A 14,001-nucleotide genomic window follows, 5' to 3' on the forward strand; every position below is an offset into this window, starting at 1 on the left:
GAGTGGAAATTCTCGTACCTTTGCACCCGTTTTTAGAAAAGAAGAATCACGATGATCAATAAATATGAAGAACGTCTGGGAACCGAGCGTATGTTGCCACTGGTTTTCAAGATGGCGCTTCCGGCAGTAGCGGCACAATTCGTCAATTTGCTTTATAGCATTGTCGACCGTATCTATATCGGACACATACCGGGCATCGGGACGGATGCATTGGCAGGCGTAGGGGTAACAATTTCTCTCGTGGTATTGATTTCTTCTTTTTCAGCAATAGTGGGCGGTGGTGGTGCACCGTTGGCTGCCATAGCCCTCGGGCAGGGGGACCGCCAGCGTGCCGGAAAGATATTGGGGAATGGCTTCACCCTGCTGATTCTATTTACTTTAATTACTTCCTTCATTGCCTATACTTTCATGGAGCCTATCCTGCTCTTTACAGGTGCTTCGGAACATACATTGGGCTATGCGGTCGATTATCTTTCCATTTATTTGCTGGGAACTGTTTTTGTAGAGATTTCCACCGGACTCAATTCCTTTATCAATGCGCAGGGGCGTCCTGCCATTGCCATGTACTCTGTCTTAATCGGAGCTTTATTAAATATCATTCTTGATCCTATTTTTATCTTCTGGTTTGATATGGGTGTGAAAGGTGCTGCTTTGGCTACGGTGATTTCTCAGGCTTGCAGTGCCGCATGGGTACTGTCTTTCCTATTCTCCCGGAAGGCTTCTCTGCCTTTGGAGAGGCGCTATATGAAGTTAAACCGGGGGATTGTTATTGCGATGCTGGGGCTGGGAGTATCTCCGTTCATTATGGCCAGTACAGAGAGTTTGGTGGGCTTTGTGCTGAATAGTAGCTTGAAAGATTTTGGAGATATTTACGTTAGTGCGTTGACGATATTACAGACTTCGATGCAGTTTGCCAGTGTGCCGCTGACGGGGTTTGCGCAAGGCTTTATTCCGGTTGTAAGTTACAATTATGGGCATGGTGATAAACAGCGTGTGAAGGATTGTTTCCGTATTGCACTGATCACCATGTTCTCTTTTAATCTGATTCTGATGTTACTTATGATCCTGTTCCCGTCAACGGTTGCATCTGCTTTTACAAGTGATGAAAAGTTGATAGAAACGGTCCGTTGGACTATGCCTGTCTTTTTGGGTGGTATGACCATTTTCGGTTTGCAACGTGCCTGTCAGAATATGTTTGTTGCATTGGGGCAGGCCAGGATATCCATTTTTATCGCTTTGCTCCGCAAGGCCATTCTGTTGATTCCGTTAGCACTGATACTGCCGCATTATATGGGAGTGACCGGAGTATATGCGGCTGAGGCTATATCTGATGCTACGGCTGCAATTTGCTGTACGCTATTGTTCTTTTGGCAGTTTCCTAAGATTTTGGGGAAGATGAAATAAGGTGGATAAAAGCCTTCCAACTATTTTAAAGTGACTATTTTCATCTTATTAGTTTGATAATAGAGATACTTTGATTAGCTTTATAAGTGCTCATATAATAGTAATTATTGTATGGAAAGGATAATATATTGTCACTTATAAGTAAAACTCCGGATTCACTGATGCTGGGCATTGCTGAACGTGTAAAGATGAGGCGGCTGGAAAAAGGATGGACGCAAAATATGCTTGCCACGAAATCAGGAGTTTCTTTGGCTTCTTATAGGCGTTTTGAATCGTTAGGAGAAATATCCTTGCGTTCACTTGTGATGCTTGCTTTTGCATTGGATATGACAGATGAATTTGAAACTCTTTTCAGTAGTAAGACCTATCAAAGTATTGATGACATACTAAAAACTGGGCAAGTGAAACAACGAAAACGGGGGAATAGAAATGGATAATATTTCACTAATAGAGGTTTTTATATCTGGCAGGCGTATAGGACGAATGGCTCTTACTCCTGAAGGATTATGTGGCTTTGAATATGATACGATAAGTGCAGCAGGATTACTTCACGCTAATTATCGGATTCTAAGTCTTGATTACTCTATATTACTTAAACTAACAGTGAATCTTACCAAAGATATGGAGCAAGTGGCAGATATGTTCCGATTGATGGTGTTCAATGTATTGATTTCAAATAGAGATGATTATGTCAAAACTTATCTTTCCAATGGATTAATGGAGTGTGGAAACTTTCGCCAGCTTATGCCCTTTTGCCAAGTAATGGCTTTAATGGTTACCATACCACGACTATAAACGGCAAAGGAGAACCTACACTTGCTGATGTTATTGCGCTGGCCGCTGAAATAGGACTATCAAAACAATATGCGGCTCAGATAATAGAAGAATTGACTGAGAAATGTGTCACAAAAAAGATGGCAAAATTCAAGCTGAGATAATAGAGAAAATGCCGGATTGATGAATATCGTTAATACATAGTAATTAGCGATAGTGTATTATTTGCATAATCATATTTTAGTCCCAATTGTATCTTGTAAGAATTGATTTCAAGGATTATATTGAACTTGGCAATTTGATATATATCGTTAAACTCCATACAGAAAAGGTAATTAGAATTTATATTCTCCTTTATCTTTAGGGCTAAATATTCAGGAGTGATGTCGCTAAGACCTATTCTCTTCATTGTATCACCTTTGCTTTGTTTGAGATATTCTAATTTTTCAGGAGTAACAATAATATGGGACGTATTTAGACGTTGAAAAACAGGGGTTATGGAATTGATAGCCATGGCTTGGTCAGAAGTATCCACAATATTAAAATACAACCGCTCTATTTTGTAGGTTAAAAACAGGCCAAACAAATCTGCATATATGCAACGAACTTTAAATCCATTGGTAGCAAAGTCATAACCAAGTTCATTATTGTCTTCAACATTGAAAGAATCATCATGTTCGGATGAAGGTTGCAATATAAGGTCATGATACTGAATGAAACCATTTGTGAGAATGGAAGATGTGTAAATTTTCAGTGCAGAAGATAATGTCATATCAACTACTCCTACAAATCCTTGGAATTTTAATAAACCGTTTTTGAGCCTGTCTATAAATCTGTCGGAGACGTTATTAATGTAAATAAAGAATAGCTGTTCGCTTGATTTATACTTGATTTTGGATAAATCAATATGCTCTGATAAATTTCGATATAACAGATCGTTCGCATTTTGCTGTGAGGTATTGATTTTAGAAATATAATCTCCGCACAAGAAACTATGTGACTCAGATTTATCTAAGAGCCTGATTACAGCATTATGGCATGCTATCCCATACCATCCGTTTTCTATCTGTGAAGTGTCAAATACGAGAAGAATCTCATGACGTTTCTTTTGAGGGACTAAAACAGACTTTAGTGCTGAATATGATATGCCTTTTTCCTCTAATTGTTCTACTAAGATATCGTGCATATTGTTAATCTCTTTACTCATCTGTAAGTCAGATAACTTAAAGTATTGTTTCATAACTTCGAGCATGGTATTATCTCTCGAATCTATTGTGTATATAGTTTTACTCATGTTTTCTAAATTCTATAAGTGAATATTTTGTTTGGCATACCTTTAAGCCATATTCAGTGAATATTTCTTTTGAGGCTTAGAATCTCATTGGTTAAATACAAAGATAGGTTGTTCTTTGCATTGAACAATGTTTTTCTTGAATTTTTCACTGCTGGGCACTTAGTCCCAGCTGATTTTCTTATTCCTGGAATACTTTTCTACCAAACGGTCAAAGACACGATGGGGAAGAAAATCTGTAAGTTGAGCGAAGATATATTTGCCTTGATTCATTGTTGTGAGCTTTTGGGCAAAGCTAAAACAACTTTTCAATTCAAATCGTCACGTTCCAAAAAGATACATAAATATGCGATTATCAAAGACTTCAAAGAACGATGTTTAATTTAAAGTGCCCACTAGTGAACGCTCTATATGAGTTTATAAACTCTTAGCTATCTTTTGCCATTTACGTTGTCTATGCTTATAGAATTTCAAAGTCCACCATGCGGCAATAGACGTTAAACAACCTGCATATAAATCCACAGTGTCAGTATATCGGGTTACCTGTTGGCTTATTTCCTCCATCTTAATATAATGATTCCAAATGACTACAGTATTATCATATTCTTTTGTATCTATTTCTCGTGACGTTTTATCCATCTTGACAACATTAATTGTATGCCTACCTACTGGCAAAAAGCCATGCAAGTACATTTTGAAAACAAAAGTTTTGCCTTCTTTCCACTGTATAGGAGAATCATCACAAGCAATAAAACTAGCTTTAGTTTTACAAATTTCTCTCAAAGTATCAATATCTTGAATTTTATCCCATATATTCTCTATATTAGAATGAAAATCCGAAGTAACAGTAACTCGGTAGCCCATAACTTTTTTACCTTCACGTGTTATTAACTTAACTTTCTGAATCATAATTGATAGTTTTTAATTATTTATTATTGACATGAATAACTATATGTAACCCTACACATGTTATTCATTATTAATTTATTAACTTTGTGCAAAGTTATAGGCAAGCCTTAACTGTTACAATAGTCATTTATAATGAGGAAAGACTTAATGGACTGAAAATGTGAGGTATGAAAAATGAATCAATAGATAAAATAGAAAAAGCAGTCGAAAATATTCTGCCAACATCAAGTGCTTTTATCAACGAGTTGGATTACTCTGTTATAGAACGAAAAAAAGCAGATTGGCTCAAATTGTCGGAACTAGCGCATAGTATTGTGCTGGTCTTTGATTGCTGTACTAAAAAATTCGTTTTTGTATCAAATAATATTCCTCAGTTATACGGAATTGACTCTGAAAGGTTATTTATCAACGGGCATGAACCTGTCTTAGAAATTATTCATCCGGGTGATATACATTATGGCTTACTTGTTAGAAAGAAAATCTACTCTTTATTAAGTAGTCTTTCCGCAGAAGAAAAAATGAAGCACAAGATGGTACATGAGATGCGAGTAAAAAATGTACGTGGTGAATATATCCGTATTATTGAACAGGAGCAAGCAATAGAATTGGATAAATCTGGTAATATTTGGCTTATGCTTTCGGTTATAGATGTTGATGCAAGTCATGAATCAGAAATAGCCAAAAGCCACCTATATAATTTTGAAACAGGAGAACAGATATTTATTGATTTGTCAGATACCTTAGAAGAATCATTGACCAATAGGGAGTTGAGAGTTTTACAATTAATGAAACAAGGCTTATTAAGCAAAGAAATTGCACACTCTTTAAATGTCAGTATCAATACAATAAACACTCATAGACAAAACATACTATTAAAATTGAAAGCAAACAATTCTATCGAAGCTGTTAATATTGCTCAAAGGTTGGGTTTATTAAACAGCTCGATTCAATAAAATATTTTTTCTAAGACGGATTAATAACATTAACTCTATCAGTTATCCAGCTTGTGCAAGTCTTAAACTAGAATATAACCCGAAGCATAGCACAGGTGTGGAGATTTAAAATTCTGCTTTTGATATTAATCTAGTATTTCCTAATAACAAAGCATATTTCAATTATATATCTGGCTTTTAAATTTTTGGAAGAAGCTAGATATAGTCACATTCTACCACTTCCAGACAGTTTTTAAAACGTCTCTTGATTCTTCTTTCATTTGCCAATGAAAATAGAATCAACACGTTTTATGAACCATTTAAAATTAAAAGTATGGAAGTAGTAACCATTGAAAAGAGAACCTTTTCGTATGTATGCGAACGGTTCACTGAGTTTACCAAACGGATAGAACGTTTGTGCAGCACTCATACCCAGAAAGTAGAAAACTGGCTGGATAGTCAGGAAGTGTGCCTGTTGTTGGGCTTTAGCAAGCGAACGCTACAATATTACCGAAGTAGTGGATGGCTAGCTTATTCCCAAATCGGGAGCAAGATTTATTATAGGTCTTCCGATATTGAAAGAGTTATTGCGGACAGTGAAACACAAAATCAATCACCTAAACAAATCATGCCTTATGAAAAGAACTAAAATATATGTATCGGAAACTACCAAACAGGCTTCACCTGCGACTTATGAGATACAGAGAGAAGGTGGTTATCAGTCTTTTATTGCTACTGCATCCAAACGGCTCTATTTAGATTATGATTCGGCAAAAGATGTACTTGGCATTTCATCATTGGGTGGCTATCTGCGTAACTAACTAGCTATCTAGCCATCTTGAAATCAATATTTCAATAAAACAATCTTTCAATCATGGAACTAATAAATAAAGATACCCCGCAAGTCAAAGAATTTATTTCTTCGCTCGACTCGATGCTGAATGGCATTGAATCTATTGTCAAGCACTACAAGCCCCACCTGAATGGGGAACGTTTTCTTTCTAATCATGAAGTTTCCAAGAAACTGAATGTCAGTCTGTGAACCCTGCAAGAATGGCGAGATACAAGCCTAATCCCCTTTATTCAGATAAAAGGTAAAATCATCTATCGCCAAAGTGATATTGATAAACTGCTCCAAAAGCACTACTTTGAAAGCTGGAAAGAATAACTATCTAAAAGAGTATGATTTCCACTATCTTATAAGGAAACCTCTTTTATTAAGGTGGAAATTATACCTTTGTATCCCAAACAGTTGAAATTATGAAGTTTGTAATAGAATCCGGTACGACAGCCGATATTGACGAGTTAGAAAAGTTGTATAATGATCTGAATGATTATCTATCAGCTACTACCAATTATCCCGGATGGATAAAAGGCATTTATCCTATCAGGGAAGATGCGGTTGCTGGCATAGAAAATAATACTCTTTTTGTTGTCAGGCATGACGGAAAGATAACTGGCTCTATCATCTTAGACCATCATCCTGATGAAGCCTATAATAATGTAAGGTGGAAAATAGAAGCTGACTACAGTCATATTTTTGTGATACGCACTTTTGTAGTGCATCCCTTATTCTTGAAAACGGGTATCGGTCGTGCTTTGATGGACTATTCGTTTGAACTGGCTCAACAATCAGGCATAAAATCTATCCGTTTGGATGTGTACGAAAATAATCATCCGGCAATCTCCCTCTATGAGAAATGTGGTTTTGAATACATTGATACCGTAGATTTAGGTTTTGGCAACTATGGGCTGGATTGGTTCAAACTGTATGAGAAACTTGTTTAAACGCTATTCAAATGGAAGACGTTTCCTGCATTTCCAGCCCCGAAAATATTGTTTCTCAGAACTTAACTTTGTCAATGCTTCATATTGAATTTTGAAAAACTTACAATAAAAGAAAGGGATTAAGAAAATGAAATTCATTCTTCCCAATCCTTTTTCTATATTAGCTACTACCTTTTATTATATAGCCAAATTCTGAAAGACAGCTATTCACTCTTTGCATTTTTTTGAAAATATTCTGATTCAGTACCCGTGTATAATGTTTTGTTACGCTCGTATCCGTATGACCTAACATCTGAACTACATTCTTTATGCTCATGCTATTTGTAAGGCAAATGCTTGTGGGATAGGAATGATGAATCCTTGAAACGGCTATTTTCTGCCACCTGTCAGAAAAAAAACTGATAATGTCTGATTATCAGTGATTTGCTTGATCTTTCTTTTGTTTTTGAGTGATCCGCCTGGGATTCTCCTAAGAGAGTTACCACGCTGATATTTAAAACTTTATATTTTTTGCTTCAAGCATATCCCATGAATTATCCCACTAATTTGCTACGTGCTTTTGCGGTAGTTTGCTCATGGAGAATACTGAAAACAAAGATAAAGCTTTTCTTCTGATTTACAAAATTTAAATGGTGTGTTTCTTGTTTTATACAAGACAAGAAGAAATTGCTCTTTTTACTGACATGGCTGTTGTGACGGTACAGGGACCATGTTTTGATGTACAATACTTTTTAGCTAAATAATAAGAGTGCGCTAATCAAATTTCAACTTTCTATATCATAGCATTACTTTCCTTTACAAACATCTGTATATAAGACTCTGTTTCTCAATCTTACTCCTTAGTTTTATAATCTATTTAGGTAGTAAATTTTCATAGTCTTTTATATAGTCTTTAAGTTCTTGAAAAGCTAATGGATAGGCTTTTTTACGTTCTTCGAAATCATATGGAATAACCACATTATCTCCAATGTATTTTTCAAATAATCGATTTAGAACAGTCCCTCCTTTCTTTATATTTAAATATATAGTTGGTATTTCTTGTATTGATTGTATATTACTGTCAATTTGATCAATTATGGTATCAAATTCATTCTCGAAAAAAAGACTTGTTTGACTTTTAAAACCATTCATTGAGTAAGAGATAAATTTATCATTTTTCCACTGTATTTCATGTCTATTTTTTAGCCATTTGGGTATTCGAAGATCATAATCAAAATAATTCTCATAACGTTGCTTTAGAAGTAGAATATGTGCTTCTGTATCTGGCACTACTTTATCTTTTTGCCCTCGCAAATTATATAATTGCCCAAATAGAGGATATAGTATTAGATTGGCCGATTTATTCAAGATTAGAGAAGTATCTTTAATTATGGTGTCACTCCTTGTCAAAATCCTCAGTATAGTTTTATTTTGAATTTTATCTATAAAGTAGTCAGAAAGTAAACAGAAACCATCTACAAAATACAAGAATTCTATATTGTGAGGATGAATAGAGTGTTTTTTTATCACATTCGGGGATATTGGTGCAACAAGTATTTGTGCAATGAAGTCTTTGGAAACGTCTTCATATAATTCTTCTTCAAATGGAAGTAGAACTGAATCTAAACTGTTCCTATTCAAATTTAAGGGCAGATTTCCTTGCGGATCTTCTATTAACAAATGAGGTTTGTATGTTATAATTTGATTATTAAATACAAAGCCGCTATAACCAGATTGTGTTATTATAATGTCATTACAGGCAACAAACATATCATAATTATTTCTTATTTCTTTTGTGTAGTTCCACTGAATTTTACCATAACCACTGGAGTAAATCTTCCTTTCTTTAGTCGGTTGAAAAAATATTTTTCGCTTTTTAGTTTCGTTATTAATGAGATATTGAACTTTGGGTATATATCCAATATACCAATCTTTCCATGATATTTTTTTATGTTCGCTTTTTTCTAATTGAGCAAATGTTTTTTTAGACATAATAATTTCTATATCTGTCCCTTCTTTGAAGTCCGACATCGTTTTTACATCAATAAAGTCGCTACTTATATTTGCTGTAAAAGTATATGCATGAGAATCATAGTTGTAATTCTTTGTTTTTACTGTAATTTCATCACCTAGTAAAAATGCAGCTAACACGCCTATCCCAAACTTTCCATTGCGACTTACTAAGTTTTCCCCATCTTTCGACGTAAACTCTTTTTTCCATTGCAAACTATTTCTAAATGAAGATCCTACAGATAAAAAGTAATTTAGTATTTCGTCTAAAGTCATCCCCTTCCCATTATCTCTTATTTTAAATAGATAGCTTTCTTCATTAACTTTATCAATTGAAACAGTAATTAATGGCTCATAACTAACATTTCCTTTGTCTTGTTCTATTTTAATCCTTTCTTTGCACGCGTCAGTTGCATTCTGAACCAATTCTCGAACACCATAGGTCGGATCATTCCCGTACAAAGGAGCTATCAATAATTTCGACAATTCATTATTTACGCGGAATGAAATTTTTTGAGGAACGTAATTTATTTTCTTTAAAAAAGTAGGATGTTCAAGGTTTGAGGTAATTCGTCTAAATTTTATTTGGGGCTTTTTCTCGGGCAAGAACCCATAAGTTTCACCTAAAATAGCCCACGACAAATCAAATTCATGTTGTATATCGTTGATTAGATTTTGTATTTTGACATACATTTGAGCATTTTGGGGTTCGGCAGCAACAGAGATTAATTCAGGATCTTCTTTTTGAAAAGTTAAATATGAAATTGCTAAATGAGTCTTGTGTTCTTTTAAAGATATGGGGCTGTTGAATGTCTTTACTTTTAATAACGTTTTATTTGTGCGAGTTTTATCTATTTGCAAATAGTCGGCAATTCGCAAAAGAACCATTAAGTAAATAATATTTATATCTGCAGGATTCTTCCAATCATCATAGGCTATATCTTTCAAATAAATAAAAGTATCACGAATATTCATCCCGTGACTTCTTGCCACTATACCAGCAAATTGCTTATCTTGTTCACATAAACTTTCATTTCCAAATGGTATAGTTTCATTCCCGATGAAACCATTTAATGCGATTTCATGCGCTACTCTTGCATGGTGTCTCCTTATAAATTCACCGATTAGCTTTTTGTCTGTACCATTCAATTTATCTTTATTTGATAAATCAGGTTCTTTAATTATTTCATTTGGATTCCCAAAAATATCTTCTTTCTTTTTACTGCTAAAATGTTGAACTTCCGATAAATACTCTTTCCATAACTCTTTCCATGTCTTTTTGTCTAAAATATCAACTCTTATATTGTCATATTTCCCGTCTAACATGGCATTAAATGTAGAAAATTCTGTGTGCATACCAATATCGTGCAACATAACAGCAAGAATAAGTATTGCAACTTCTTTAGGTTGTATGTATTGAAATGACTCTTTCGGAATTAAGAATTCTGCGGCTTTCAATACCGTCTCAACATGGTCAATTCCATGCTCTGTGTATTCTTCAAAAAAGAACAATTTGTTATTTCTTAAAAGAGGTTCAAAATATGTTTCAACTTGTAGCACCAAAGAGAATAATACTTTATCTTTTTCGAGTATTGTTTGTAAGTTTTCAGGTATAACCATTCAGTATTTCATTTATCGATTACTTGATTAAATTTTACACATAACCAATACGGATTGCCCCAAAGTGTATATAGGCACAATGTTAGTGCTTGTTTGCAAATCTACTCAATCTAGCACACGATTATGTTTTATCATTTTGCTCGCTATAAGAACGCTTATTTAAATAATATTGTTTCGTCTGGATTTTTTATTGCGGAGATAATATTTTCGGCTACTTTATCTATAAGTTTTGTTCCCCAAAAAGGATCATAGATATTATAATAAATAACTCTTATGTGCTTGAGGTCGAAAGGTACATCTTCTTCGTTAGAACAAACTAGAACGACTGGTTTCTTCAAGGCATGTGCAATCCCTAATTCATAATATACATTAGGATTCCTTTGGGTTAATTCTGCTATAAGCACTTTTGCTTTGTTTATACCTAACCAAATCTGATCTATAATCTTTCCTGTTCCAAAAATATCATTATCTGCTCTTATTGCAGTCAAACCAGCCTTATTTATTGCAGGTTCAAATATTTGACTATAATAATCTCCTAAAGGAGGGGCAAAGGGCATCATGACGAAGCATGAGTCCCCTGTGCTTACAGTCGAAGTTTTGCTACTACCTTTTTTTATGTCTGTTTTTCCTTCTGAAGAAATATCATTCAAATTAGGGGAAGAAACATCTAAGACACGGATCTTATCTCCTATTTTTTCGAAAAGTTTTGCATACGTAAGGGACTCTGTGAAAACATTTGAAAACTCATCAACTTTATCTTTGGGAATACTAAATGTGTCAATTAGAGTATTTTCAAAAAATTTATGATCAGGTAGATTTTCCCCTCTATAATGCTTATAAACATCCCCTATTACAGGTGCATTTATTACTGCTTCACGTATGCCATTTAGCTCGTCATCGTGAGATTGGGGACGAAGAATCTTTTTTGCTAATTCAGTAGGTTTAATTTTAGATGTTCCAGTGCTTTCGAGTAAACCATATTTTTTAGCTGAACTAATTTCAACATGAAATGGACCGTTTAAGCCAATACCTAAATACTGTGCAGCTTCTTTGGGTGTACATTCCTTGCCTGCATTTTGGTCGATTATCGCTTGAGGTAGTCTTAAAATCTTAGATATAGGCTGTTTGGGATAAATTAATTTTGCACCTTTATTACTACTAGTTGTAGTTTTGCTTTTTCTCTTTGGACTTACAACCTTTTTTTCTTTAGAAGTGCGAGGTGTTGCCTTTTTGTTGCTTTTGGATGATAAAACCTTTTTTTCTTGTTCTGCAACCTTATCCTTATTTGTTATTTCAGCTAATTCTTCCATATTTCTGACATTTAAATAGATATATTACAAAAGTAACGAAAAAAAACTTATTTCCGATACTTTTCTCTTTTTTTATTCTTGGAATAGACCTTTGTGTTCAGAGAAAAAAGGAATTGTTAAATTATTCAATTGAAAAATAATTTATTAAGTCGTTAGCCACTATTGTGAAATTCTCTCCATCTGTAGGGCGAAAACCTAATTTCTTGGCAAAAGCACCGCTTTTGGCATTGGTACATTCAATGTCGATATGATTAAAACCGTATTTTCGGGTTACTTCGATCAAAAAACGAAGAAAGCGCATACCGTGTCCTATTCGTTCTTTGCTGAATCTCAATCGGGCAATGATAAGACAATTAGGTGGAAATAAACTTTCAAACTTTCTGATACACAAATACAGGTCTGTACGACTGTTTCTTCGGGTAGTATTTCTATCATTAGGTTGACAGGCGATTTACAATACTTAAAAACACTCCATCAGATAGCGGTTTATATCGGCTCTTAGTTCTTCATATTCAATTATCGTCTAATCCCTTTCTTCTTTTTGTATTTCTGTGTTTGTAATTCCTCTGCTGATATTCCATCGCAATTATTATCATCTCCCAATGAGAAGATAGATAACAGAGAATTAGCACTACCGTTATTTTGCTGATTGTAACGATGTTTATTATCTGCCTTTCTATCAAGATTGCAAGAAATTATGTTTTCTTTTTCACCAGATTGCTGAACCTCTTTTCTCTTTTTGCTAGTAAATTGTTGTTCCTGTGATTCAAGTTGTTCAAGTATAGAACCGTTCTTCATCGTATTGTGATAGTCAAAAGATTCTATTTGTTGGCGGTCGTATTCAAACAGTTTATCAAAACCTTGTTCCGCTTGTTGGAACAGATTTACACGGTCGAAGCCTCCTTTGATTACTTCGTTTTGGGTGTTCTTGTGATTGGTAAGCGGAGATAGCTTTTTCCTGTTAAATTGATCTTTCCGACTCACAATCAAATGGCAGTGCATATTCATTTCATTATCAGACCGGCTACGACCAAAATGAATCTTCCCATAAAACTTGATATCCGAACTAGATAGTTCTTTGTTGAAGTTATTGGCATATTTAGGAATGAATATTTCCCTGATATATCTTTTCATCGCTTCAGCTTTCTCCTGTTCGGTGTTCCCCATCGCCCTAAGTTCGCTTTCCGATGGGCTGACGTGAATAGCGTAAAACTTAGCATCTGTTTTGAGGAGTTGCCCGATATTATTATCTATATCTTTTATGATCTCTGATTTATAAATGTTATCATCTGTCAGATTGAAAAAGCCTTCGGTATAGATACCTTTTTCCATACGTTCCAAATCTTCATGCTCTAAATAATTAGCTAGCTGTCGGCAACTCCCGGAATTATTATATGTTCCGTTTGATGGCGGGGCAAAATCTATGTGCATAAACCTATGCATTTATCAGATTGCTGATTTCAGCTTTCAGATTCTCTTTCCTTTTGATATCCATCACACCACAAGAAGAAAGTTCCGAATAGAGTTGTATTAGGTGAAGCAACTTTTTATAATCTCGTTGGTGTATTTGATAGATTGCGTTAATCTGTTTCGATTGGTTGTTTATCACATCAGCATGATTGCAGAATTGTTCACTTAACTTTTTAAGCACGACTGCTAGTCTCTCCTGACTGGCTTCCAGTTGAGAGAGAATAAGAGTTTCTAAAGTTTTGCCGATTGCATCGAAACGCAAAGCGATAGAATTTGTTGCTCGTATCATCGGATTCAGTTGTTCTTCCTCATAGTGACGGATGAACCGGATAATATCATCCTGCCTCTTATTTATTTTCGCCAGTTCTGATTTTACTGATTCAGGAGCTTCGGATGGGTTGATATGTGCCTTATCTATATATCCGAACGCTAGTTTTACAACTTCACTCTTTTTCAGTGAATATCGTTTGCATATCTTCTCTACCAAAGCTGCCGTTTCCTTGTCTATGGAAAT

General features: G+C 34.8%; 13 protein-coding genes and 3 pseudogenes. 8 read left to right on the plus strand and 8 right to left on the minus strand.

Annotated features, from left to right (window positions below; translation table 11 throughout):
• The first annotated feature begins 51 nt into the window (after positions 1-51).
• The 3 genes from QZ135_RS02585 (at position 52) to QZ135_RS02595 (ending at position 2,199) form a co-directional block, all read left to right on the plus strand.
• Positions 52-1,404 carry an MATE family efflux transporter gene (locus tag QZ135_RS02585; RefSeq protein ID WP_294605679.1) on the plus strand — a complete coding sequence of 451 codons (1,353 nt, stop codon included), beginning with the start codon at positions 52-54 and terminating at the stop codon, positions 1,402-1,404.
• 128 nt (positions 1,405-1,532) lie between these two features.
• Complete coding sequence (locus QZ135_RS02590) at positions 1,533-1,841, plus strand: helix-turn-helix transcriptional regulator (RefSeq protein ID WP_294605681.1); 309 nt, start codon at positions 1,533-1,535, stop codon at positions 1,839-1,841.
• Positions 1,834-2,199 carry a hypothetical protein gene (locus tag QZ135_RS02595; protein WP_294605684.1) on the plus strand — a complete coding sequence of 122 codons (366 nt, stop codon included), beginning with the start codon at positions 1,834-1,836 and terminating at the stop codon, positions 2,197-2,199. The genes QZ135_RS02590 and QZ135_RS02595 overlap by 8 nt, the downstream gene beginning before the upstream one ends.
• Before the next feature lie 172 nt (positions 2,200-2,371).
• Here the strand turns inward: QZ135_RS02595 and QZ135_RS02600 are convergent, their stop codons facing one another.
• The 3 genes from QZ135_RS02600 to QZ135_RS02610 form a co-directional block, all read right to left on the minus strand.
• A complete protein-coding gene (locus tag QZ135_RS02600) occupies positions 2,372-3,385 on the minus strand; it encodes a hypothetical protein (protein ID WP_294605686.1) in 1,014 nt (337 codons plus the stop codon).
• Between the two features lie 246 nt (positions 3,386-3,631).
• Entirely contained in the window at positions 3,632-3,742 is a 111-nt protein-coding gene (locus QZ135_RS02605) for a DUF4372 domain-containing protein (protein WP_294605688.1), read from the minus strand.
• 144 nt (positions 3,743-3,886) lie between these two features.
• Positions 3,887-4,378 carry a hypothetical protein gene (locus QZ135_RS02610; protein ID WP_294605689.1) on the minus strand — a complete coding sequence of 164 codons (492 nt, stop codon included), beginning with the start codon at positions 4,376-4,378 and terminating at the stop codon, positions 3,887-3,889.
• 167 nt (positions 4,379-4,545) lie between these two features.
• Here QZ135_RS02610 and QZ135_RS02615 point away from each other — a divergent pair, with 167 nt between their 5' ends.
• From QZ135_RS02615 to QZ135_RS02635, 5 genes and pseudogenes are all read left to right on the plus strand, one after another.
• Entirely contained in the window at positions 4,546-5,331 is a 786-nt protein-coding gene (locus tag QZ135_RS02615; RefSeq protein WP_294605691.1) for a LuxR C-terminal-related transcriptional regulator, read from the plus strand.
• Between the two features lie 313 nt (positions 5,332-5,644).
• Positions 5,645-5,959 carry a helix-turn-helix domain-containing protein gene (locus QZ135_RS02620; RefSeq protein ID WP_294605693.1) on the plus strand — a complete coding sequence of 105 codons (315 nt, stop codon included), beginning with the start codon at positions 5,645-5,647 and terminating at the stop codon, positions 5,957-5,959.
• Positions 5,931-6,131 (plus strand): annotated as a pseudogene (locus QZ135_RS02625) (DUF3876 domain-containing protein); the annotation flags it as partial. The gene QZ135_RS02620 and the pseudogene QZ135_RS02625, both read left to right, overlap by 29 nt.
• 53 nt (positions 6,132-6,184) lie before the next feature.
• Positions 6,185-6,478, plus strand: a pseudogene (locus QZ135_RS02630) (helix-turn-helix domain-containing protein).
• Positions 6,479-6,570: 92 nt separating this feature from the next.
• Positions 6,571-7,098 carry a GNAT family N-acetyltransferase gene (locus QZ135_RS02635; protein ID WP_294605694.1) on the plus strand — a complete coding sequence of 176 codons (528 nt, stop codon included), beginning with the start codon at positions 6,571-6,573 and terminating at the stop codon, positions 7,096-7,098.
• A 160-nt stretch (positions 7,099-7,258) separates the two neighbouring features.
• Here QZ135_RS02635 and QZ135_RS02640 read toward each other — a convergent pair.
• The 5 genes and pseudogenes from QZ135_RS02640 to QZ135_RS02660 all read right to left on the minus strand — a co-directional run.
• Positions 7,259-7,450, minus strand: a pseudogene (locus QZ135_RS02640) (hypothetical protein); the annotation flags it as partial.
• A gap of 500 nt (positions 7,451-7,950) precedes the next feature.
• Positions 7,951-10,707, minus strand: a complete 2,757-nt coding sequence (locus tag QZ135_RS02645; RefSeq protein WP_294605696.1) for an ATP-binding protein — start codon at positions 10,705-10,707, stop codon at positions 7,951-7,953.
• A gap of 155 nt (positions 10,708-10,862) precedes the next feature.
• Positions 10,863-12,017 (minus strand): hypothetical protein, encoded by a 1,155-nt coding sequence (locus QZ135_RS02650; protein WP_294605698.1) that lies wholly within the window; start codon positions 12,015-12,017, stop codon positions 10,863-10,865.
• A 516-nt stretch (positions 12,018-12,533) separates the two neighbouring features.
• Entirely contained in the window at positions 12,534-13,448 is a 915-nt protein-coding gene (locus QZ135_RS02655; protein ID WP_294605700.1) for a DUF5712 family protein, read from the minus strand.
• 4 nt (positions 13,449-13,452) lie between these two features.
• Positions 13,453-14,001, minus strand: a 549-nt coding sequence (locus tag QZ135_RS02660; protein ID WP_294605702.1) for a BfmA/BtgA family mobilization protein, incomplete at its 5' end; no start/stop codon positions are given.

The sequence above is a fragment of the uncultured Bacteroides sp. genome (genome assembly GCF_905207245.1).
Lineage (GTDB): Bacteria > Bacteroidota > Bacteroidia > Bacteroidales > Bacteroidaceae > Bacteroides.